14 protein-coding genes and 1 tRNA gene are annotated in these 23,208 nt (G+C 56.8%); 9 read left to right on the top strand and 6 right to left on the bottom strand.

Annotated features, from left to right (window positions below; genetic code table 11):
• Positions 1-113 precede the first annotated feature (113 nt).
• The 3 genes from ACIX8_RS10005 to ACIX8_RS09995 all read left to right on the top strand — a co-directional run bounded on the left by ACIX8_RS10005 (position 114) and on the right by ACIX8_RS09995 (position 8,429).
• Positions 114-3,530 carry a TonB-dependent receptor gene (locus ACIX8_RS10005; protein WP_044178306.1) on the top strand — a complete coding sequence of 1,139 codons (3,417 nt, stop codon included), beginning with the start codon at positions 114-116 and terminating at the stop codon, positions 3,528-3,530.
• A gap of 728 nt (positions 3,531-4,258) precedes the next feature.
• Positions 4,259-7,522 carry a TonB-dependent receptor gene (locus ACIX8_RS10000; protein WP_014265218.1) on the top strand — a complete coding sequence of 1,088 codons (3,264 nt, stop codon included), beginning with the start codon at positions 4,259-4,261 and terminating at the stop codon, positions 7,520-7,522.
• A gap of 130 nt (positions 7,523-7,652) precedes the next feature.
• Entirely contained in the window at positions 7,653-8,429 is a 777-nt protein-coding gene (locus ACIX8_RS09995; protein ID WP_014265217.1) for a GntR family transcriptional regulator, read from the top strand.
• Positions 8,430-8,497: 68 nt separating this feature from the next.
• Here the strand turns inward: ACIX8_RS09995 and ACIX8_RS09990 are convergent, their stop codons facing one another.
• Positions 8,498-9,529 (bottom strand): 3'-5' exoribonuclease YhaM family protein, encoded by a 1,032-nt coding sequence (locus tag ACIX8_RS09990; protein WP_014265216.1) that lies wholly within the window; start codon positions 9,527-9,529, stop codon positions 8,498-8,500.
• 76 nt (positions 9,530-9,605) lie between these two features.
• Positions 9,606-11,513 (bottom strand): peptidylprolyl isomerase, encoded by a 1,908-nt coding sequence (locus tag ACIX8_RS09985; RefSeq protein WP_014265215.1) that lies wholly within the window; start codon positions 11,511-11,513, stop codon positions 9,606-9,608.
• A 394-nt stretch (positions 11,514-11,907) separates the two neighbouring features.
• Between ACIX8_RS09985 and ACIX8_RS09980 the strand changes: the two genes are divergently transcribed.
• Positions 11,908-13,503: a S41 family peptidase gene (locus ACIX8_RS09980; protein ID WP_014265214.1), complete on the top strand. Its 1,596-nt coding sequence runs from the start codon at positions 11,908-11,910 to the stop codon at positions 13,501-13,503.
• Between the two features lie 65 nt (positions 13,504-13,568).
• Here ACIX8_RS09980 and ACIX8_RS09975 read toward each other — a convergent pair.
• Positions 13,569-13,643: transfer RNA gene (locus ACIX8_RS09975), tRNA-Gly, on the bottom strand.
• Positions 13,644-13,846: 203 nt separating this feature from the next.
• Here ACIX8_RS09975 and ACIX8_RS09970 point away from each other — a divergent pair.
• Both ACIX8_RS09970 and ACIX8_RS09965 read left to right on the top strand, forming a co-directional pair.
• A complete protein-coding gene (locus tag ACIX8_RS09970) occupies positions 13,847-14,935 on the top strand; it encodes an IS30 family transposase (protein ID WP_014265213.1) in 1,089 nt (362 codons plus the stop codon).
• 194 nt (positions 14,936-15,129) lie between these two features.
• On the top strand, positions 15,130-16,065 hold the full coding sequence (locus tag ACIX8_RS09965) for an aldo/keto reductase (RefSeq protein WP_014265212.1): 936 nt from the start codon (positions 15,130-15,132) through the stop codon (positions 16,063-16,065).
• Positions 16,066-16,769: 704 nt separating this feature from the next.
• Here the strand turns inward: ACIX8_RS09965 and ACIX8_RS09960 are convergent.
• Positions 16,770-17,747: an AraC family transcriptional regulator gene (locus ACIX8_RS09960; RefSeq protein ID WP_014265211.1), complete on the bottom strand. Its 978-nt coding sequence runs from the start codon at positions 17,745-17,747 to the stop codon at positions 16,770-16,772.
• A 121-nt stretch (positions 17,748-17,868) separates the two neighbouring features.
• On the opposite strand from ACIX8_RS09960, the gene ACIX8_RS09955 reads away from it, so the two are divergent.
• Entirely contained in the window at positions 17,869-18,603 is a 735-nt protein-coding gene (locus ACIX8_RS09955; RefSeq protein ID WP_014265210.1) for an SDR family NAD(P)-dependent oxidoreductase, read from the top strand.
• 103 nt (positions 18,604-18,706) lie between these two features.
• Here ACIX8_RS09955 and ACIX8_RS09950 read toward each other — a convergent pair whose 3' ends face one another.
• Together ACIX8_RS09950 and greB are read right to left on the bottom strand one after the other, a co-directional pair.
• The gene (locus ACIX8_RS09950) at positions 18,707-19,279 is read right to left on the bottom strand and encodes a dihydrofolate reductase family protein (RefSeq protein ID WP_014265209.1); all 573 of its coding nucleotides are present in this window, start codon (positions 19,277-19,279) and stop codon (positions 18,707-18,709) included.
• Positions 19,280-19,440: 161 nt separating this feature from the next.
• On the bottom strand, positions 19,441-20,031 hold the full coding sequence (greB, locus tag ACIX8_RS09945; protein ID WP_014265197.1) for a transcription elongation factor GreB: 591 nt from the start codon (positions 20,029-20,031) through the stop codon (positions 19,441-19,443).
• A 202-nt stretch (positions 20,032-20,233) separates the two neighbouring features.
• Between greB and ACIX8_RS09940 the strand changes: the two genes are divergently transcribed.
• On the top strand, positions 20,234-20,767 hold the full coding sequence (locus ACIX8_RS09940; RefSeq protein ID WP_190273762.1) for an Lcl domain-containing protein: 534 nt from the start codon (positions 20,234-20,236) through the stop codon (positions 20,765-20,767).
• Positions 20,768-21,000: 233 nt separating this feature from the next.
• Positions 21,001-23,202 (top strand): S41 family peptidase, encoded by a 2,202-nt coding sequence (locus tag ACIX8_RS09935; protein WP_014265207.1) that lies wholly within the window; start codon positions 21,001-21,003, stop codon positions 23,200-23,202.
• The last annotated feature ends 6 nt before the right edge of the window (positions 23,203-23,208 follow it).

Below are 23,208 nucleotides of genomic sequence, written 5' to 3'. Positions count from 1 at the left end.
ATCATATGCAGGATCAAGCGAAGAGAAATTCCATCTTGTCCGTAAACCTGTCTCGGATAATCAGAATCCTGAGATTCTCCTCTCTCACCACCCTGCGTCGGCAGAGTGTCTGCGTGGCTCAACTTCTACTTTTGGCCACCCTCGTATGCCTGCCATCGATGACCAAGGCCCAGTCAGACTCATCTTCTCTCTCAGGCACCGTAACGGACCCCAGTGGAGCCGTTGTAGCGAATGCCAAAGTAACAGCTCATAACGAAGCCAATGGGCAGGACCGCGTCGTGCAGACTACGGCCTCTGGTTCTTACACCATCACGAATCTGCCTCCCGGCAATTACACGGTGAAGGTGGAGGCAAAAGGATTCGGGACCAGGGAGCAGAAGGGCACCCATCTCGATCCAAATATCGGCAGCCGATACGATGTTGCGCTGACCGTAGGCTCATCGAACACAACGATAGAGGTAGAAGCGGACGCGAATACACTGCAAACCGAGTCTGCTGCGGTAGGACAGTTGGTGACCAGCGAGCAGGTGAAATCCATTCAGTTGAACGGCCGTAACCCCATCTATCTCTCCCAACTGGAACCGGGTGTTACCCGCAATGCTCCCTTGTCTTCTTTCAATTTCTCACCGGATTTCTCGGGACCTACCATCAACGGCGCGCGCAGCAATGAGAGCATGCTCACGCTGGATGGAGCGCCCATGATCCGCACACGCGCAAACGGTACATCCACTGGCGTAGGCGACGTCGATTCGATCTCTCAGGTTCAGATTCTTACCACTAGTTATCCTGCGCAGTATGGCGGCACGTCAGGTGGCGTCATCATCCAGGTCCCGAAGAGCGGCACGAGTACTTTTCATGGCACGGCCTATGAGTATCTGCGCAACTCATTTTTCAACGCCAACACCTGGACCAGGAACCAGTCAGATCAGGTTGCGAACAGTGGTCATCCACCACCCTTTCGCTACAACCAGTTCGGCTGGAACCTGGGTGGCCCAGCCTATATCCCCCACGTATTCAATCAGAGCAAACAGAAGCTCTTCTTCGAGGCGGGTCAGGAGTTTCTCCGGTACCGGCAGAACGCGACACAGACGGGCACTGTCCCTACAGCATTGATGCGCGAGGGAAACTTCAGCGAATTGCTCGGGCCGAATATCTTCTACCAGCAACCCGTCCAACTGGTGAATCCCGTAACAAAGTTGCCTTATCCGAACAACGTGATTACGAGCGGCCTTAGCCCTAGCGGTATTGGGCTATTGAATTCCTACCCGCTGCCGAATGAAACAGGTAACTCCGGCTTCAACTGGGAGGCCTCCGAACCGTACCCCCAGAACCAGAGAAAAGACACGCTCGTTCTGGACTACATCCCGTTTGAAGCGCACCACATTCGCTTCAGCGTGTTGAACTATAACTACAATCAGGTAAGTCCCTTTTCCAGTAACTTCACCCACTTGCCTCAAGTGTGGAACTGGCCTAATCAGGTCGGTATCGTCCATTACACCTGGACGATCAATCCGACGACCGTGAATGATGCGACCTTTTCAGCCTCGGCAGATCATGTAACGATCACCAACGATCTATCGAGTGGCCTGTATAACCGCAATATGTATGGAATTAATTATCCGTACCTCTTCCCTGCCGATCAAAAAGAAACTCCTAATAAAATTCCGACGGTTGAAATTGCCAACTTCACGACAGTCAATGGAGGTCCGTATCCCTCGCACTCAGGCGGCCCTATCTTTACTTTCGCCGATAACCTGACCAAGGTCATAGGAAGACACACTCTGGTGTTCGGTGGAGTATGGCAGTACTCAGGAGAAAATAACAACGACCAGATTAGTGTGAGTAGTACTACCCCTGGCGCAACGAACAACCAGAACGGCCAGTTCATCTTTACTGACAGCCGGACCGGTCATCCCACCACCAACGCCGCAGTGGCAAACACCGCACTGGGCCTCTTCGACACCTATGGTGAGATTGGCCAGAAGACCTACACACTATTCCGTGGACACATGTACGAGGGCTTTGCACAGGATCAATGGCGAGCTACGCCGAAGATGGTGCTGGAGTACGGCATCCGTTACAGCGTCATGCAGCCTTACTCCGCACTCTGGAGAAATCAGTCCGTCTTTGATCCGAAGTCCTATAATCCTGCAACCGCACCGACGGTCGACCCTATTACCGGGTTTACAACAGGGGGAGATCCCTATGATGGTGTAGTGATCCCCGGCAGCGGCTTCCCCAGCTCGGCCAACGCTCACCTTCCCGCAAATATTCTGAATGGACAGTTTCAGGGTCTCTTCCGCGGTTACGGCCCCGGTTACTCCAAAACTGTTTATTCGGATATTCAGCCGCGCGTCGGCATCACCTACCAATTCAACCCGACAACTGTCTTGCGCGCCGGCGGTGGACGTTTCGTTCAGCGCGTGGGTATTAGCGACTCGGTACAACTAGGCGGCAACGCTCCCTTCCAGAACAGCGAGACTGTCACCGCCGGATCGGTAGATAATCCGGGCGGAGTAGGAACAAATTCCCTGCCGCTGGCCCTGTCCTCTCAGGCCTACAACTTCCCTAACCCCGAGGCATGGAGCTGGAATGTTGCTGTAGAACAGGATTTTCCAAAGTTCGCCACTCTGACCCTCTCGTATGTAGGACGTCGCGGTCTTCATCTTTCCCAGTTGGAGAACATCAACCAGCTTCAACCGGGCACGGTGCAAGCCAATCCGACCGTTATCGCACCGGACGCACTGCGACCCTACAAGGGATTCTCAACGATTCTGCAGGATACAAATGCAGGAAGCTCCATCTATCACTCGATGCAGCTCAATCTTAAACGCCGCATGACGAAGAACGTACTCTTCGGAGTCGCTTATACCTGGTCGAAGAGCATGGACTTCGGATCGAGTGCGGGCTACGAACTCCCGAACTACTACAACACTGCCTCTAACTATGGTCCTAGTGATTTCGACATCCGCAACATCTTCGTATTGAACTATGTCTGGGATCTCCCCTATGCATCGCACTCGACCAGCAGGCTGATTCGCAGCACGCTCGGAAACTGGCAGATTTCCGGTGTAACTCAAGCGCAGACGGGTATCCCAGTGCAAATCGGCACCGGGGACGACTTTGCCGGAGTTGGTCCGGGAGCAGGAACGCAGCTATGGGATGTAACCCATACTCCGTACCTGCAGAAGCGATTCAGTGGAAACGGCAGCACCGGTCACTGGTTCGATCCGACAGCATTCGTCAAACCTGCGCCCGGCACACTGGCGCCGCGCGGCACTCGCAACCTCGTATATGGTCCGGGCTTCCAGAGCTGGAATATGGCGCTGATCAAGAACATTCATCTCATCCCGAACCACGACAATCATGTACTGACGTTCAAGGCGGAGGCTTTCAACCTCACCAACCATCCGAACTGGGATGCGCCGGACAGCAATCCAACGAGTTCCACCTTCGGCGAGGTGACATCGAAGGGAACGACCTACGCCTCGGACCGCGAGCTGCAGTTTAGCCTGCGATACGAGTTCTAGAGTAACCGCACTCCAAACCAGTCTGAAATGCTTCACAACAAACAGCCGGAAATGCCAATCGACATGGCATTTCCGGCTGTTTTTCTTCTGTTTTTTTGCTTTTGCTTTTGCTTTTCTGGCTGCCATTCCGAGCGTAGTGAGGAACCTGCTTCCTCCCGTTCTTCGTTCGTAGCACCGGAAAATATGTGAGCAAGAACAGGAGCCAGGCTAGCCCTAACGCAAACCCTTTGTCGTGGCACCAGCAAAAAGCGGGAGAAAACAGATTCACTCAGGGTCGGAATGACAGCCAGAAAAGCAAAGGCAACAGCCCCTCGCACCCTTTATTCCCACATGGGTTCTATTTCACCTGCGAATCCCATCAAGATCTAAAAAGAAATCGCAATTTTAATCTTGCGCGTTCAGTCTAGTTGTATATATGATCAGACAACTTTAACAACTTGTTTCATAAAGTTTCACCTCGGCCCTTCGCGGGCGTTGAACCAGTGATTTTTTTGCTGCGGTTGTTGCTACCCGTAACAGAAGGAACCAAGAGAGTTCACGTCAGACGCCTGGCACGATGTCCAAAGCCCTTCCCTCTAACGGCGGGAACAGGTGGCGTTGATCTTTCCGTTCCACGTATTCGCAGGCACGCAGATGTTCGCAGGCAGACAGCTTTTGGAGGACATCACAAATCCAAAAGCCTACATCCACCCCTATTGCCGCAACAGATTTACTTTCGGAGGCTCCACATGCATCTTCAGCGAAACCTAAGAAACTGTACTTTGGTGTTGGTACTGGCCTTGCTGGCTTGTATCCCCTCTTTCGCTCAAACCATTACCGGCTCCATCACAGGAACCGTGACGGATCCGAGCGGAGCCGTTGTGCCAGGCGCCAAGGTGGTCGCAACCAATGTGCTGACAGGCGTAGCCACCCCCACGACGACCAATCCAAACGGCATCTATTCGCTGCGCTTTTTGCAGATCGGACAATACAAGGTCACGGTTGCGTCACCCAACTTCGCAAGTCAGACCACCAGCGTCTTCACCCTCGAAGTCGACCAGGAAGCCCGAATCAATATAGGGCTCAAGATCGGCGAGGCCTCCAGTACTGTCGTTGTTACCGATACCGCACCCATCCTGAATACCGAAAATGCAACAACCGGCGATACCATCACGGCGGAAGCGGCCACCGAGCTTCCAGTTCAATCCCGTAACTTCTCTTCGCTCACGCTGCTGGTTGCCGGAGCGATCTCTCCTAATCCCCAGGCCCTGGATAATGTGGGCCGCGGCGCTTATAACGGAGGATTCGACGTCAACGGAAACCGCGAGCAGAGCAACAACTACACACTCGACGGCGCCGACATCAACGAAGCTATCGACAACTATATCGGCTATAGCCCCAACGTCGACGCCCTCGGCGAAGTACGCATCATCACCGGTAACTCCACCGCAGAGTATGGCAACGCCAACGGCGGCCAGGTAGTCATGGTCACCAAGAGCGGCACCAATAAGTTCCACGGCAACCTCTTCTTCTTCGGTGAAAATCAAAACCTGAATGCCAATACATGGGCAGCGAAACATGCAGGCGCTGCACGTGCCCCCTTCAATCGGGCCATGTTCGGTGGCACACTCGGTGGTCCCATTCTGCACGATAAACTCTTTTTCTTTATGGACTACCAGGGAGCCCGGCAACACTTCTCAACCGTAGAACTCCGTGCGGTTGTGCCCACTGCGCTTCGCTCCGGACCCAATGTAACGAACCCCGCTGCACTCTATCTCTTCGCTCACCCCGAGCTCTATCCCGAGCCGAATTCTCCTGGAATCAATGGAACAGTCACGGCCAACTACGTCGGCTCCTCCGGTCAGGCGACAGTGAATGACCAGGGCGATGTGAAGATCGATTGGAACGTAAGAAAGAGTGACACGATCTCTGGCCGTCTTTCGATTGGCCGTGAGCATGATGGTTATTCCAAGGTCGCACTGCCTACGGATATTCCAACCAACAATAACGATCCCTATACCGGTTTCATTCTGAACTGGACCCACGTCTTCTCACCCAGCATCGTCAACGAGGCGCGAGGCGGAATCGGTCGTACCCGTTACATCCAAACGCCGACCGATGTCTCCGGTCAGTGGGGCCTCACCGGCAATGCGAAACTCGGCATCCCCGGAACTCAACTCGTCCCGGGCTTCAGCACCCTGGTGATCGGCAATACCGCCAACTCTGGATTCGTCGATGACATCGGCGCACCACAGGGACAGGACGGCAACGGCAGCTATGGCGGCATCGACAGCGATAGCATCGTCAACGCCTTTACCTATGGCGATAACCTCACCTGGCAGCTCGGCAAGCAGACCTTGAAGTTTGGCGGCCAGGCACTGCGCTATCAGGAGAATCGTTACTACTCCGGCAACGACGGCACTCTTGGCTGGTTTGGCTTCAACGGCAATGTGAACCAGTTCCTGTCCGACCAGGTTACCTCAGAGGCCCAAGGTGCTTTGACAGGCCGCTGGGGACAGCGGCAATGGCGTGATGCCTTCTTCGTGCAGGACGACTATAAGTTCACCTCGAACCTTACACTGAACTTCGGCCTTCGCTGGGAGTATGACCAGCCCTACACCGAAGTCAACAACAAGCAGGCAAACATCAACATCACCACGGGCGTAATTACCGATGCCGGCGTAAACGGCGCACCTCGGGCTCTCTATAACGCCTTCTATGCCGGGTTCATGCCCAGACTAGGATTTGCCTGGTCTCCGAATTTTCTCCAGAGCAAGTTCGTAGTCCGCGGCGGATATGGCATGACAAACTTCCTCGAAGGCACTGGCGCAAACCTTCGCCTTACCCTCAATCCACCCTTCTTTGTCGACGCATCCTGCACAAACATTCAGCCCTGCGCCAATGGAGCCCCCTTCCTCAGCGTCACCAATGGCTTCTATCGTCCTTCTGATCCGAATGTCTTTGCGGGTAACGTGCGCGCCTGGCAGCCGACCCTGAAGCCTGCACTGATCCAACAGTTCAACCTCACAACGGAATATCAACTCGACGACGCAACATCCCTCACGGTCGCTTACATCGGACAAGATGGAACGCATCTGGTGGATCCACGCCAGGCCAACCAGGCAGCGTGCCTTACCTGCGCTCTTCCCATCGCTACACTCTCCAAGGTCAATCCAGCCTTGAGCCAGATCACCAGCATCAGCTACACGGAATCCGAAGCGATGATGAACTATAACTCGCTGCAAGTGACCGCACGCAGACGTGCTACTCATGGACTCGAGTTCCTGGCCAACTGGACTTATAGCAAGGGCCTGAGCAACAACCTTGGTTATTACGGTGCCAGTGGCGGTGCGGGTGATTCACAAAGCGCTTATTGGCAGGACTCCTACAACGGCGGTGCCGACTATGGTCCCACCTACTTTGATGCCAAACATAATGTCTCTATCTCCGGCATCTACCAGCTTCCCTTCGGTCGCGGCCGTCAGTTCGGCGGCAGTATGAATCGCATCGAGGATGAGGTGGTTGGCGGCTGGAAGGTCAGTACCATCATGAGCTTCCACACCGGCTTCCCCATTACCGTCAACTCCGATGCCTTCTACTCGAACACCGTCAACGCCAACGCTGCACGCGGCAACCACCTTCGCGCGTTGAAGATCGTAGGCCGTACGGAGACAAAGTGGTTCGGAACCGATCCTTCGGCTCTCCCCTGCCCCTCTGACACCGACAATGGCGTCTGCGCCTACAGCGAACAAAGCGCATCGAGCTTTGGCAATGCAGCTGTCGGCTCTGAACGCGATCCTGGTTATCAGCAGATCGACCTCGCATTCTCGAAGGACTTCCGAGTCACCGAAGGAAGCCACTTCGAGTTCCGCAGCGATTTCCTGAACGCCTTCAATATGGTCAGCCTTGCTCCGCCCAGCAATAGTGCCTCATCCGCGGGTGGATTCGGTCAGATCTCCAACACCGTCAACGAACCGCGCAACATCCAGCTGGCTTTGAAGTTCGTCTTCTAACTCAACCGGATCACTCAACCAGAAGACGGCGAAAGATATCTTTCGCCGTCTTTTTACCGCCGTTCCACAGCACTCCATCAGCATCACTGAAGTCAATCAATTCCCAGGCAAGACAGGGTGAGGAGAGAGATTGTCGAAAGCACCTATCCAAACGCTCCCTCCCATCCAGCCCCTGGACAAAACAGGATTCATCCCTCTTTACTTCCAGATTCAGCAGACACTGATGGAACGGATTCGTTCCGGCAAACTGGGAGAAGGCGATCCTCTCGCGTCGGAAGAGGAGCTGGCTCGGATCTACCAGGTAAGCCGAATGACAGCACGCCAGGCTCTGCAGGGCCTCAAGAACAGTGGCTACGCTTTTAGCCAGAAGGGACGAGGCACTTTCGTTACTCGTCCAAAGCTGGAAAAAAGCATCATGCACCTGAGAGGCTTTACGGAGGACATGAAGCAACGCGGCATGGTCCCCAGTTCCCGGCTTCTGGAACAGACCGTCGTGAAGACCACGGTAGAACTTTCAGCGCAGCTAAAAGTTCATCAGGAAGAAACAGTCCTGCGCTTGCGGCGGTTGCGCCTTGCAGATGGCATTCCCATGGCGCTCGAAGTAACTCACATCCCACTCAAGCAATTTCCTGGACTGGAAAAAATCAGCTTCGCGAATAAGTCTCTATATTCCGTGCTGCGCGAAAAGTTTGGAGTGCACGCTGCCTGGGCCGATGAGGTGATTGAAGCTCTCCCAGCCACGCGCGAAGAGTCGGAGTTACTCACCATCCCGAAGAAGGCCAGCGTGTTATCCATCTCCCGCATCATCATGACAACGGAAGAGACACCCATTGAAGTAGCCTGTTCGCGTTACCGTGGCGATCGCTATCGCGCCTCTATTCGCATTCCAACCACGAATATCGAATAGCTCTAGAACAGTGGCAAGTGACAACTGGTAAGTAAAAGGCGTTCTTTTTGCTTACCACTTGCCACATATCACTTATCACCCGCGAGATACTCACGCGAGTTGAATAGATTGCGATCCATCGACCGCACCCAATCCGTGGTCTCCTCGGCAGACTTACCCGCTGATTTCGACGCGGCAAACTCCATCCGCAACGTCTGGAACTTCGCTTCGAGATCGTCGAGCGCGCTCAGGAGCATGGCCTCGGGAGTCATAGGCAGCTTTGGCGAGCCGAACTCCAGCTTGCCGTGGTGCGCCAGAATCATATGCTCGACCAGCATGCGCAGGCGGTCAGGAAATAGCTCCGGCGCCGTCCCTGCTTCTTCGCCCGCTTTCATGGCCTGGGCATTGAGCACCGCAATCTTCTCGTGCAGCAACCCCTGCGCAATCGAGATATGGCCAATCAACTGACCTTCAAGCGTGTAGTTGAAGCTCGACCGCCACGACAGCTCACGCACCTTGCCGACATCATGCAGGATCGCGCCGGTAAGCAGCAGGTCGGGATCGACCTCGGGATAGAACGGCACGGTAGCCAGGCACACACGCACGAGCATCAGCACATGCTCCAATAGCCCGCCGATCCACGCATGGTGCAGACGCTTGGCCGCAGGGGCCACGAGAAACGCCGGGCCGATCGCCGGGTCGTCGAGAAAAGCCAACACCAGGGCGCGCAGCTGAGGATTGGAAAAAGCATCCACATAGCCCCGTAGTTCGGCATTCATCTCAGCCACGTCGAACTGTGTCGTCGGGACAAAATCAGCGGTATCGATCTCGCTGTCGGCAGCCAGCCGCATCTTGTTCAGCGTGATCTGAAACTTGCCCTGATACTTCGAGACCTGACCCTGCACCTTGACGTAAGAGCCTTCTGTGCATTGCTGCACGGCCTCGGCAAAGTCTTCCCACATGCGCGCTTCGAACTGTCCCGTCTTGTCCGCAAGCGTCAGCGCAAGGTACTGTCCGCTCCCGGCCTTGCGCTCACGAACGCCAATCGTGGCGATGCAAAAGAAGCTGGTGATGTTCTGGGTATCAAACTGTGCCGCGTCGGCAATAAAAAATTCTTTCATAATCCTAAAAAGGCAGAGGGTAGAAGTGTAGACCGAATCTCTACACTCTACCCTCTATTCTCTACACTCTGTCCTGTTAGTTCGGCGTTGAGGGAGCGACTGGCGGCAACGCTGGAGCACTGCCACCCAGGGCGGGATTGACCGTCGGCGCAATCGGTTGCGATGTGTCTACCGGCTTGGCCTTCTCCTGCAGACGTTCCTTCGGGTCACCCTTCTTGCGCTTCTTCTTCACCTTCTTAGCCGTATCGCCATTGAGGCCGAGTGCGGCTGCCTGGTGAGTCTCCGAAGCATCCGTTTGGACATCCGCCTTCACAGGACGAACCGCAGCCTTCGCGTCTGCCTTGTTCAGCTTGGACTGAAGGTGTGCGTCGTTTTCCTGAACCTGCCGCTGGGAGAGACGCGTCTTGTGCGTCGGAGCCTCCTGCGGAGTCAACGGATTATCATTCGGATCGACACCCGTCCCCGTCGAAATCGACGTCGAATTCGTCTGGGCCATGGCAACGCCTGGTGCCTGACCAGCCAACGGAGCGTTCTCGGTCGTGGTCTCAGCCGTTCCGGTCGGCAGCGCATTGCGCGGCGCCTGGCCAAAACGAACCTTCTCACGATGGATCTTTGGCGGTTTCGAGGACTTCGAGGCGTTCTTCACATTGCCCCCGCCGCTCTTCGCAGCCTGGACAGCAGCCCGCTCAGCATTCTTTTGCGCCACCTTGGCACGGGCAGCAGCCAGTTCTGCCTGTGCGGCAACTGCCTTCTTCTGCTCGTTGCGCTGGTGCTTGATGGTCTTCTTCTTGAGCGGCGGCGGCGTATAGACGGTATAACCGATGTCGCCGGGCCGAGCACCAGGATGGCTCGAACCTGTATCGATGAAGCCATCCTTGGCATCGATATCCATGTATGCATCTTGGCGCGCCTTGGTCAGATAAGCGCGCAGAGCAGGCTGCAGAGCATCAAGATAAATCGCCTGCTGCACCTGCGGCTCGATATCGGCCAGCGGAGGAATACCCGCAGCCTGATGCTTATCCACCCGAAGGATGACAAAGCCCTGCCGTGTACGGATCGGAGCTGTAAAGCCGCCCTCGGGCAAGGGGAACGTTGCATTTTCAAGCACATCGCCCAGCGATCCACGCTTGAAGTCGCCAAGATCGCCACCGGCAGCAGCCGTTGGGCCGCCCGAAGAGCTCTTGGCAAGATCGGCGAAGCTGGTTCCAGCCTTCAACTTGGCTTCCAGATCGTCAGCCTTGGCCTGGGCCGCTGCCACCTGGGCATCCGTGGCGTTGTCCGGCGTTGTTACGAGGATCTCACTGAGGTGAATCTGCTCAGGAACCTCGAAGTCCTTGCCGTGCGCAGCATAGTAGGCGTCTTCCTGGGCATGCGTCATGTTGAGGTGGCGGCTTACTTCTTCCTGCACCACCTGCTGCCTGATCGCATTGTTACGGATACCCTGTTTGAAGTCCTCAAACGATACCCCCTGCTGGGAGGCGGCCTTTTCCAGCGCCTCCATCGAGTCCAGGTGGTTTCTCTTACGGATCTCGTCAAGCTCCCGGATCGTCTCGGCGTCGCCCGTAATGCCGAGTTCCTTGCCCTTGGAGAGCAGCAACTGCTCGTCGATCATGTCGCGCAGAAGGTCCCGACGGCGGCTCTCAAAGTCGGCCGGCGAGGCACTTTGCTGCTGGGCTTCCTGCAGCAACTGTTGCTCGGAGCGCAGATACTCGCTGCGTGTGATGATCTGGTCGTTCACGCGAGCGATCACGTCCTCAACCACTGTGCCGTTGGGCGTAATCGGCGTCGGCACCGGCAGGGACGGAAGCTGTAGCGGGATACCCGTGCCAAATCCGCTCGGCATGGGGTAGTTCGGCTGCTGAGCCTTGGTCTGCGCGTAGAGGGTTGAACCAGCGCCGGCTACAGCGAAGAGCAGAATACCGGCAAACGGGGCACCGGCTACCAGCCGGCTCATGGCGTTCTTACGTGTGTGCTTCTCGATCATCCGTTCCTTTACGGCCCTGCCCATACGGTCAGCGATTGGTCTGTCCTTCGGTCCCCATGCGATCCCCCATCCTTCGTACCGGAGAGTTTCGATTGGTTTGACCGCAGGGCGAGACAGAGGTCATCTGGCATTCTCATTCTAACCGTAGGAAACACAATTGCGGGGGCAGGGCGGTCCCTCAAATGGTGCATCTCACCATATAACGACGGTTGCGCTGGTTTTCCCCCGGAAAACCGCCTTGCACGCTCCCTTCTGCCCGCCCGGAAGAAGGGCCGGCGGCCTCAGGGCTAACCTGCAGATGCTATACTCCGTCCAACCCAGAACGGCTGCAACAGCGCACCTTTTGTGCGACTTTTGCTGACAGCCCTTCCGTATTGAGGTCTCTTCGGTCCCTATGGTCAACCGCACACGACGTGCACTTTTTTCGGCAACTATTTTTCTCGCGGCGTGCGGCGTCGCGGGTTCGGTGTTCGGCGGCGTCTCCGCTCAGTCCGCAACCGATGAGTCAGCCCTGCGCGACTCGATGAAGTCGTTCACGAACGTCTATGCGGTCGTGGAGCAGAACTATGCCGACAAGCTGGACAACGACAAGATCGATAAGGCGATCTACGATGGCGCGATCCCCGGCATGCTGCGCGTGCTCGATCCGCACTCCAGCTTCCACGATCCCAAGGACTTCGCCCAGATGCGCGAAGACCAGCACGGCAAGTACTACGGCGTGGGCATGCAGATTCAGCCCCAGGGCGAAAAGATCGTCGTCGTAGCGCCGTTTGAAGGAACTCCCTCTTATAAAGCGGGTATCCGGCCCGGCGATGTGATCCTCGCCGTCGACGGAAAGACAACGGAACACATGGATTCGACTGCGGTGGCCAGCATGCTGAAGGGCCCCCGAGGAACCCACGTCTCCGTCACCATGGGCCGTGAAGGCACCGCGAAACCCCTGGTCTTCGACCTCATCCGCGATGAAATTCCACGGTATTCCGTCGATATCGCCTTCCAGATCAAGCCCGGCATCGGCTACATCCACGTCACCAACTTCATGGAGACCACCTCCCATGAGGTTCAGGCGGCGCTCGACAAGTTCGGACCCATCAACGGACTCCTGATCGACCTGCGCGGCAACCCCGGCGGCCTGCTGAACGAAGCCGTCAACGTCTCCGACAAGTTCCTGCAGAAGGGCGACATCGTCGTCTCGCAGCGCGGACGCGCCTTCCCCGACCAGGTCTATCGCGCCCCCAGCGGTTCCAATGTGAAGTACCCGATCGTCGTGCTGGTCAACCGGAATACGGCCTCCGCTGCAGAGATCGTCTCAGGCGCGCTGCAGGACCATGACCGCGCGCTGATCGTCGGTGAAACGACCTTCGGCAAGGGCCTCGTCCAGACGGTCTTCCCTATTGCTGAAAACACAGGACTTGCCCTGACGACGTTCCACTACTACACCCCGTCGGGCCGGCTCATCCAGCGCAACTATGACGGCGTCTCGCTCTACGACTACTACTACGCCCGCCAGGGTGCGCTGCCTGCGAACAACACCAACACCGAGGTCAAGCTCACGGACTCCGGACGTACGGTCTACGGCGGTGGCGGCATCACTCCTGACGAGAAGATTGCCGAGCTGAAGTCGGACCACCTGCAGGACATTCTTCTGCAGCACTATGCCTTCTTCAACTTCACCAAGCACTATCTCTCCGACCACACGGTCACCAAGGAGCTGGTCGTCGATGACGCGCTGATCCAGCAGTTCAAGGACTTCCTGAAGTCGGAAAAGATTGAGTACACCGACAAGGACATCGCCGACAATCTGGACTGGGTAAAGTCGACCATCAAGGCCGAGCTCTTCACCACGCAGTTCGGACAGGCGGAAGGCATGCGCATCCGGGCTGAATGGGACCCGCAGATCAGCAAGGCCCTGACGTTTATGCCGGAGGCACTGGCCCTCGAAAACCACACGCTACCGGCACAGCAGAAGACACAGACCGCCAGCAAATAACGCCTGGTTCACAATACAAAGGCCGCGCTCATGGCGCGGCCTTTGTGTTTCTAATCTCTGTGTATTGGAGCGGGAGACGGGGATCGAACCCGCAACCAACGGCTTGGGAAGCCGCTACTCTACCATTGAGCTACTCCCGCCCGACTGGATCATTATAGAGCAGTTCCCACACAAGTGTGGACACCCCCCTCGAGCTGGGGAGAATGCTCTCTTCTGCTCCCCCACTTTGTGCAGTTGTCTTTGCTCTTGCTTTTCTGGTTGTCATTCCGAGGCGCAGCCGAGGAACCTGCTTGGATTCAAACTGGAAGTGCAACATTTTCTTTTCTAAGGAGGAAGATGTTGCATGGGTCGAACGTACAAGCAGTTTTCTATGGAGGAGCGCTGTCTTCTGCAGACGCAGTTATCGATGGGTTGGAGGCCGGCGGCGATAGCCGCCGGCCTCCAACGGGCGCGGTCCACGGTCACCCGGGAGATGGGTCGTAATGGCTGGCACGTTGCGCAGCCTAGTCCGAAGGGCGGTCGCCGGTTTATCGCCGGAGGCTATTCTGCGGTGACGGCAGATCGACGTGCCCGAAGGTTGCAGCGCATGCCGCGGGTTGCGCGCAAACTGGTTCCAGGCACCCTCGTGTGGGACCTTGTCGTGGCCGAGCTTGGCCGGGGCTTGAGTCCGGAGCAGGTTGGGTTCACACTCAGGCGTATGCCCGATCCGGTGCGTCTGTCGCACGAGACCATCTACACCGCGCTCTACGCCATGCCACGGGGAGAACTCCGCGCCCGCGTGATGACGATGCTGCGCCGCCGCCGGATGAGCCGCAGATCGCGCTCCAAGGCCGCTGTGGACCCCAACCGCCGTCACTTCATCGACCCCATCAAGCTCATCGACCAGCGGCCCGAGGAGGTGGGGCTTCGCCTGGTCCCGGGACACTGGGAAGGAGACCTGATCAAGGGCAGACTCAACCAGTCCCGTGTCGGGGTGCTGGTGGAGCGCACCACGCTGTTCCTCGCCCTGGTCAAGCTCGAAGACGGCTCGGCAAAAACCTGCGCGGAAGGCTTCGCCCGCATCCTCAACCGCTTCGCCTCCCAGATGCGCCGTTCCATGACCTACGATCAGGGACGAGAGATGGCCCAGCACAAGTGGCTGGAACAGCAGACTGGCATCGAGGTCTACTTCGCCCATCCCCACTCGCCATGGGAGCGCGGCATCAACGAAAACACCAACGGCCTGCTCCGCCAGTTCCTGCCCAAGGGACAAGACCTCGGTCACTTCTCACAACAGCAGCTCGACGATATCGCCATGCTCTTCAATGCACGCATCCGAAAATCACTCGGAAAACGCGCCCCAGCAGAACTCTTCCTCCCAGAAGGAGCCTTCAACTTCGTAGAGTTCTGGCAAAATCCTGGTATGTTCACAAATGTTGCACTTGGGGCTTGAATCCAAGCTGCTTCCTCCCGTTCTTCGTTCGTATCACTCAGAAAACATAGGCTCCCACTGATTCAGAAACTTCCATCTGAAAACACGTACTCCGCCCCAGCCCCTCTCATGTGACGAAAAACGCTTTTCTCTGTACCATCGCCTCTATCAGCCAGTCCGGCGGATCGACTCAACTGGAAGGTGGAAAGCAGAGCATGATGAACATCAACAGCGACCAAAAAACAGGCGCGATTAGCCGCCGAGCTGTGCTGAAGGGGGGAGCCCTCCTTGCAGCATCGGCCGCCTTCGGCCGCGTGGGATGGGCCTCCGCCAAGGGACAGATTTCTATACCCCAGGTACGGCTCAACAACGGTGTGATGATGCCGGCCCTTGGCTTTGGAACCTACGGTCTAACCGGCGATGTGTGCGCGGAGAGTGTCGCAGACGCCATTACCGCTGGCTATCGTCTGATCGACACCGCCAAGGTCTATCGCAATGAAGAAGCCGTAGGCGCGGGGATCAAGAAGAGCGGAATCGACCGCAAGTCTCTCTTTGTGACATCCAAGATCTGGGTGGAAGACTCCGGCTACGAACCAGCGAAGCGCGCCTTTCAAACGACCCTCGACAAGCTTCAACTCGAGTACCTCGATCTCTATCTCATTCATCGGCCCCGTGGAGATGTAAAGGGCTCGTGGCAAGCCATGGAAGAGCTCAACGCCGCCGGAAAGATCAAGGCCATTGGCCTAAGCAACTTCGACCAGGCACAACTCGCCAGCCTGACCGCAGGAGCGACCACGAAGCCTGTCATCAATCAGTTGGAAACACACCCCTTCCTGCAGCAGGCCGGTCAATTTGACTCGTTGCATGCCGCTGGTGTGCAGATGGAGGCGTGGTCTCCCTTCGCAGAAGGGCGCAACGGGCTGTTTACGAACCCGGTGCTGGAGCAGATCGGCAAGAAACATGGCAAAACCGTTGCTCAGACGGTTCTGCGCTGGCACCACCAGCGCGGAGTCATCGCCATCCCGCGTTCGTCTAACCCAGACCATCGCCGCGAAAACCTGGCCATCTTCGATTTCTCGTTGAGCTCTGAGGACATGCATAAGATCTCAGCCCTTGACGAGAATAAAAGTCAGTTTCCCGAATGGACCTAGGGTGTGTCAGCAAATTGCACTTGGAGTGTGGTCGAACTGTGCAGTCAGTTTTTTGAGGCACGGATCGGAAGGGCATGGCTTCAGCTGTTCTGTCCCTAGACATCCTTTACACTTTGTTTCTTCGAAATTACCTATAAATAGCGGCCGTCGAGGCTAGGAAAGGTGGGAAAAGGCCTTTCTTTTTCCAAGGTTGCGCAGCAACCGCCCTTTCCTGGCCGCCGTTGAGCCCACAGGACTTTCGATCGCAAAGTGTAAAGGATGTCATGAGACTGAACAGCTTCAGCCATGCCGTAAATAGCCCCGGCCAAAGGCCTGTACCTCTCTGCCGAAGAACCGGGCCCCTGTGAGCCGCTTTTGCTCACAGGGTGGTAACGCTGGAGTGAAGGCATAGCCGCAACGACTGAATTGCTTTCTTTGGTTGTGGCGAAACCGCCCACTCGAGCCACAAATCCATCTCTGGCGAGCCCTACACAGTCTTGGCAGCACTGAGGAAGCCAATTCAGTCGCTCCGGCTTCAGCCTTCGGCAGAGAGGAAGAGATCTGCTCACCAACTTGTTCGGCCCGGCTGACGCCGAGCCCTTCCGGGTCTTGCCTCATCATGCGATTTGCACGGCTCAATCTTCAACCCGAAAACACCAATTTAGTGACACTCCCTAGGCCCCGCCGCCAAAATCAGAATCCTCCACTTCAAATACCTCTGCCATTCAGACATGGCCTCGGTTTTGATAACCACGTTTGAGATATTCTCCAGGGTTAGCCCCAACAACTCGCTTGAACGCCTTACTGAACGCAGCGTCGGACTCGTAACCGACTAACCGAGCGACGTCTATGAGCTTTTTGTCACGCTGTTGTAGTAGCTGCATCGCCTTCTGCATCCGCCACTCGGTTACATATTCCAGTGGTGTTTGTCCGAGTAGCTCTTTAAAACGGGCTGCGAATGCGGAGCGAGACATGCCCGCCGCTTCGGCCAGGGATTCGACCGTCCAGGGTGAATTCACTCTGTCGTGAATGGCACTCAGGGCAGTGCCCACCTGAGGATCGAAGACAGCACGAAGCCATCCTTTGTTACGTTCTGGTCCCGACGCAATATGCGCCCGGAGCACTTGGATAAACAGAACCTCGGCCAGTCGAGTCGCGACGACTTCAGATCCCGGCGCCTGTTCTGCCATCTCTAACGCAAGCGCCTGCACTGTGTTGTGAAGAGCAAGCGTGCGTGCCTCATCGGCCTTCATCAAAATGAAGCTCGGCAATAACTGAGTGATCGGCTTCAAGCTGGCGCGATCGAAACTCAAGGAACCACAGACGATTGTCGTCGGTGCGCCACCGCCGCCACAAAGAGCGACATTGCCGTTGGCCCTGGCCCCGATCTCGCTGAAACTCCACTTCGGACGTGTCCGCGGGCTGTCGCGCAAAACAATCGAAGTCCCCTTAGCCAGCAAAAAGCAATCGCCACCGGTAAGAGGAATCGGCTCCGCAATCCCTTCAACACTCAGCCAGCAGTTGCCGCGCGAGAGCATGGCGAAGTGCGCCAAATCTGTTGGGGAAGTCTTTTTGCCGGAAGACGTGACTTTTTCTTCGGCCTGATTTTCCTGTTTCACGCCCCACGGGGCTGTGGCTTCGAGCCTGTGCAGACCGAAAGCGGTTACGTGCATCGTTCTGAAGATGTCTGTTATCGGATCCAACTCAGCCTCCCAGTTTTGGACGAATGGACAAAAAATTAGGACTTGCGAGCAGTGCTCGTCCACTGCCAAAGAACTCTACTCTTCAGTACTGAATTCTACAGATCTATCAAAGGGAGTAATGATGGGAAAGCTTGAAGGTAAGGTCGCAGTCGTCACGGGTGGATCGAGCGGCCTGGCACTGGCCAGCGCCAAGCGGTTCGTTGAAGAGGGTGCCTACGTTTTCATCACGGGTCGGAGGCAAGAGCAGCTCGATGAGGCCGTCAAGTTGATTGGCCGGAACGTGACCGGCGTGCGCGGTGACGCGGCAAATCTCGACGATCTCGACCGCCTGTTCGATACAGTCAAGCAGGCAAAGGGCAAGATCGACGTCCTGTACGCAAGCGCTGGCACGGGCGAAGCCTTACCACTGGGCGAGATTACCGAACAGCACTTCGATGCGGCCTTCGGCCTGAATACACGCGGAACGCTGTTTACAGTCCAGAAGGCGTTGCCGCTGTTCAACGATGGCGGATCGATCATCATGACCGGATCAGTTGCGTCGGTGAAGGGTTTTCCTGGTTTCGGCGTGTATGCGGCGAGCAAGGCGGCACTGCGCTCCTTCGCACGCACGTGGCTCAACGAACTGAAGGGCAGGAAGATTCGGGTGAACGTGCTGAGCCCGGGGCCGATCGCCACACCAATGCAGGAAGAAGTTCTCACCAAGGAGGCGAAGGAGATGTTCGAATCCCTGATCCCGCGGGGAACGATGGGTCAACCTGAGGAAATCGCGACGGTCGCGCTGTTTCTTGCTTCAGATGATTCGAGCTTCGTGAACGGGGTGGAGTTGGCTGTCGACGGCGGCTTCTCGGCGATCTGATATCAGCGGATCTCGGTGAGTGCATGATCGCCAATGTACTCATCGAGATCCGACAGTCGGCTTCATATCATTGATAGTCAACGGACGAGAAGCACGTTTCTCGTTACCTGTTTAGCGTGTTGTAGTCCGTCGGCACTTGCGCAGCAGGAGCGTAGGTCAAGCGAATCACGTCTTCGGCGATTAGTTCGTTCGCAACTAATCGGAGCGACGGCAGAGGGCCCGAGAAGAACGGCTTGCCACTACCAAGCACGACAGGGTGCAGGTAGAGTCGATATTCATCAATGAGACCAAGGTCGGTGAGGGCTCCAGCCAGGTCCGGGCCTCCGGCTTCAATTTCCCCAACGAGCTGTGCCTTCAGTCCTCGTATCAGCGCGTCGATGTCATCGGCGACAAGAGTTGCATTGGGCCCGGCCGACTTCAACGAGCGCGACACAACCCACTTTGGTTGACTGCGCCATGCAGCCGCGTATTCATGTTCTTCCGCGCCCCAGTTCGCATGGTCTTCATCCCAATAACGCATGATCTGGTACATGCGGCGACCGTACACCATGCCCGAAAGTCCGCGCACATCCTCGATGAAGTGACGAAAGAGCGCGGGGCGAGGTACAAATTTCTCGTGGTCGTGGTCGACATAGCCGTCCAGCGACTGGTTCAAGGCATAGACAAGTTTTGCCAAGCTACTGACCTCCAAGCCAGATGTCAGAACACCTCTGAAGCGAGGTTACATAAAGGTGAAACTCGCCGCAATGTCTTTACCGGCTTGATCACTGACGCTAGCTAACGGCGTTTATGAGGACTCATTTCCTTTCGTGCAACACGCCAGGCATCGATTCCGCTCTACGACTGTTTCGCAGCAGCATACGATCCCGGAGGTTCACGGAATGGTTCTACGGCGATGCGCTCGTAACGCACCTCCAGCACTGTCAGGCTTTCTTTACCGCCCGGTGCTTCGAGAACGACACTGTCCCCCTCAGCCGACCGCATTAATGCGCGGCCCAGAGGCGACACCCAACTGACATGGTTGCGGTCGAGGTCGACTTCGTCGGCGCCGACGATGCTCACCTCTCGCTCCACTCCCGCGGCATTGGCATAGAGCACCGTTGCACCGAAATACACCTTCGTCGCCCGCAGGCCCGATCTCGGAGCTTCCGGATCCACCACTTCGGCAGCTTCCATCCGCTTGGAGAGATGGCGAATCCGCCCATCGATCTGCCGCAGCCGGCGCTTGGCGTACTGATAGTCGGCGTTTTCACTGCGATCGCCATTGCTGGCAGCCCACGCTACGACTACCGCCACAGCCGGGCGGTCTTTGTTGAGCAGAAACTGGTGCTCTTCTTTCAGGCGCTCAAGTCCACCGGGTGTGATGTAGTTCTTGACGTGCAACGCCGGCGAGTCATCTTGCGGTCTTCTGGTAGAGCCTTTACGCATTCCGTATTATTCCACCGCAAAATCCAGCAGGTTTCTTCCGATGACAACGGATGACGGCCACTGTGAGAGATAGGAAACGGGCACCACTCATGACACGGCTTCATCGCGACATGAAGGATCGCGTTGTCTCCGGGAAACTCGTTTATCGTTACTTATGCTTCCTCATCTGCAAAGACGGACACTCTATCTGGTGCTCCTCAGCATGAGCGCATTCGTTGCTCGTGCTCAATCGACGACAAAAGCAGCTGTGCCAAAGGCGATCCAGACGCACGATCTTTGGACGGACTCATCCACCAATCTCACGTGGGCAGCTAAAGACAATGGCAAAGATGTGAGTTGGAAGGGCGCATTGAAGTTTTGTCGCACGCTTCGCCTTGGCGGTTACGCGGATTGGCGGCTTGCAAATATGTTCGAACTGCAAGGAATTTATGAGCCGAGTGCCACCGCTCCTGGGCGGGCGGGTGACACCAAAGGCGGCGTTCCAAGGAGTTTTACCTGGCATGTCAAGGGCGATCTATTTCTGACAGGCGATGAATGGAGTAGCAGGGGGGACGGCAAGGAAAAGTCGAGCGGCTACGAATACTACTTCGATTTCAATGAAGGTAAATCGAACGACAATCCAGTCGGATGGCCTTATCCCTACAACGGAATGCGTGCACTGTGCGTCCGTGGTTCTGGTGATCCCCTTGGAGGACAACGTCAGCACGCACGATCGATTCCTCCGGTTCACGAATGAGCCTCAATCGCTGAGAAAGACTGGAGGCTTAGATCAGTAACGACAAGTCGTCTTAGCGAAAGTAATCAGTTCATCCGACGAGGGACTTGGCGATTTGGCACCAGTTGGAAGGGAGCGACGTGAATCTTTGTTTCCAATAACACCGCCTTTCCGGAAGGGCTACCATCATTCGACGGCGAAACTACTCATTTAGAGTGCTGTCGTCGGTTACCATCAGGGGCTATTGATTCGTGATGAAAACGGTCCTCCTACTTGCGGTCCTCCTTGCCTTCAACTCGCCAGTGACTGCTCAATCCACAGGTTCCCGAGCCACCATTCAGCAGTCGCTGGGTTTCGAAGATCAAACCACCACGGCTCTTACTGGATGGCATTCCAATCCGCCCGGCACGGTTACTGCGGACAATACGATCGCCCACAGCGGCCGCTGGTCCGTTCGCCTTCAGCGCGACGCGCAATCCGCCGATAACTTTTCCGTGATTACGAGAACCATACCCGTTGCTTTCCAAGGTCATACGGTAGAGCTTCGCGGCTATCTCAAGCTGCAGGATGTCGCCGGCAACGCCGGTCTGTGGATCCGCCAGGATGGCGACGACGGGATACTTTCGCTTGAGAACATGCAATCGCAGCAAATTGCCGGCACGCGCGACTGGGCACAGTACCGCATCGCGGTCCCCATCCAACCGCAGGCTCAGCAGCTCTTCTTCGGCGTCCTCGTCACCGGCACAGGCACGCTGTGGGCGGATGACTTGGAGCTTCTCGTCGATGGCAAGCCCATCGCAGACGCCCCCGACGCACCGCCCCGGCAGGAGATGCCCGCGGACCACGAATTCGATGTCGGCTCGCACATCGTCCTCAAGACGCTTACGCCCACGCAAATCACCAACCTGGCCACGCTCGCTCGCGTTTGGGGAATGCTCAAATATCATCACCCTACCCTCACCTCTGGCCAGCGGCAATGGGACTACGAGTTGCTTCGCATCCTGCCTGTGATTCTGGCCGCTCCCGATCACGCGCACGCAAACGCTGCATTGCTTGCCTGGATCGACAAGCTCGGCTCCGTTCCGCCCTGCAATCCCTGCGTTCCTGCCCCCACGGGCGAGTTCAACCTCAAACCCTCGCTCGACTGGATTCACAACCGCAACCTGCTCAGCGCGCCTCTGAGTAGCCGTCTCGAGTCCATCTACACCAACCGAACCGGCAAGCAGTTTTACGTGTCGATCGTCTCCGAAACCGGCAACCCGAGGTTCGAGCACGAGCCGAGCTATCCGCAAATCACGTTTCCGGACTCCGGCTACCAGCTCCTAGCGTTGTTCCGATGGTGGAACATCCTTCAGTACTGGGCGCCTGACCGCGACGTCGCCGGCCAGGACTGGAGCGCCGTCCTCGCCGACTTCATCCCTAAGCTCGCCCTCGCCAAAGATAAGACCGCCTATCAGCTCGCTCTTTTCGAACTGATTGCCAAAGCCAACGACACGCATGCCAATCTCTGGAACTCTCTCGACTCCCGCCCGCCTGTGGGCGAGTGCTCCCTGTCGCCCACGTTTCGCTTCATCGACAACAAGCCCGTCGTCTTTCGAGTCGACTCAGCAGACACCGCTTTCCGCCCCGGCGACATTCTCGATAGCCTGAACGGCGCCCCTGTCGCGTCTCTGATAGAGCAATGGGCTCCGTACTACGCAGCCTCCAACGAGGCCGCCCGGCAACGCGATCTCGCGTCGCATCTCACCGGTGGCGTCTGCGGCCCTATCGCGGTCACCGTCATACGCAGCGGCCACCTGTTGCACATCCCCGCTAAGCGCATCGCGGTCAAACAATCCCTCGGCACCCACGACCAGCCCGGCGACACCTTCCGCCTGCTCTCACCCCAGGTTGCCTACCTCAAGCTCTCCTCCATCAAGGCCGCCGATCTGCCGTCCTACTTCGATCAGGCGAAAAATACCAACGGTATCATCGTCGACATTCGCAACTATCCCTCGGCCTTCATGCCCTTTGCCATGGGAGCTTATCTCGCAACGAGTCCCACGCCCTTCGTTGCCTTCACCTTCGCTGATCTAGCAAATCCTGGCGCATTCAGTTTCGGCGACGGCCCGCGTGTCCAGCCCGGTCCCATCCATTTCGGCGGCAAGGTCGTCATCCTCGTCGACGAAACTTCCGTCAGCCAAGCCGAATACACCGCCATGGCCCTGCGCGCGATGCCGAATGCCATCGTCGTTGGAAGCACCACGTCCGGCGCAGACGGCAATGTTTCGTCCTTCTCGCTGCCCGGCAGGCTCACCACCATGATCAGCGGCCTCGGCGTATTCTATCCCGATCACCGACCCACCCAGCGCGTCGGCATTGTCCCCGACATCGTCTCTAAGCCAACCATTCAAGGTATCGCAGCAGGGCGCGACGAGGTACTTGAGACTGCCGTCCATCTCATCGATTCGAAATGATGACTG

Source organism: Granulicella mallensis MP5ACTX8 (assembly GCF_000178955.2).
GTDB lineage: Bacteria > Acidobacteriota > Terriglobia > Terriglobales > Acidobacteriaceae > Granulicella > Granulicella mallensis.
Note: the sequence above shows the minus strand (reverse complement) of the source record. Positions and strands in the feature narration are given on the sequence as shown.

What these genes read in the sequence shown, in the direction of transcription:
- greB (WP_014265197.1), bottom strand. Translation starts at nt 20,031, where the DNA reads ATGCGTAAAGGCTCTACCAGAAGACCGCAAGATGACTCGCCGGCGTTG.
- ACIX8_RS09980 (WP_014265214.1), top strand. Translation starts at nt 11,908, where the DNA reads ATGGTCAACCGCACACGACGTGCACTTTTTTCGGCAACTATTTTTCTC.
- ACIX8_RS10000 (WP_014265218.1), top strand. Translation starts at nt 4,259, where the DNA reads ATGCATCTTCAGCGAAACCTAAGAAACTGTACTTTGGTGTTGGTACTG.
- ACIX8_RS09940 (WP_190273762.1), top strand. Translation starts at nt 20,234, where the DNA reads ATGAGCGCATTCGTTGCTCGTGCTCAATCGACGACAAAAGCAGCTGTG.
- ACIX8_RS09970 (WP_014265213.1), top strand. Translation starts at nt 13,847, where the DNA reads ATGGGTCGAACGTACAAGCAGTTTTCTATGGAGGAGCGCTGTCTTCTG.
- ACIX8_RS09935 (WP_014265207.1), top strand. Translation starts at nt 21,001, where the DNA reads ATGAAAACGGTCCTCCTACTTGCGGTCCTCCTTGCCTTCAACTCGCCA.
- ACIX8_RS09965 (WP_014265212.1), top strand. Translation starts at nt 15,130, where the DNA reads ATGATGAACATCAACAGCGACCAAAAAACAGGCGCGATTAGCCGCCGA.
- ACIX8_RS09955 (WP_014265210.1), top strand. Translation starts at nt 17,869, where the DNA reads ATGGGAAAGCTTGAAGGTAAGGTCGCAGTCGTCACGGGTGGATCGAGC.
- ACIX8_RS09990 (WP_014265216.1), bottom strand. Translation starts at nt 9,529, where the DNA reads ATGAAAGAATTTTTTATTGCCGACGCGGCACAGTTTGATACCCAGAAC.
- ACIX8_RS09985 (WP_014265215.1), bottom strand. Translation starts at nt 11,513, where the DNA reads ATGATCGAGAAGCACACACGTAAGAACGCCATGAGCCGGCTGGTAGCC.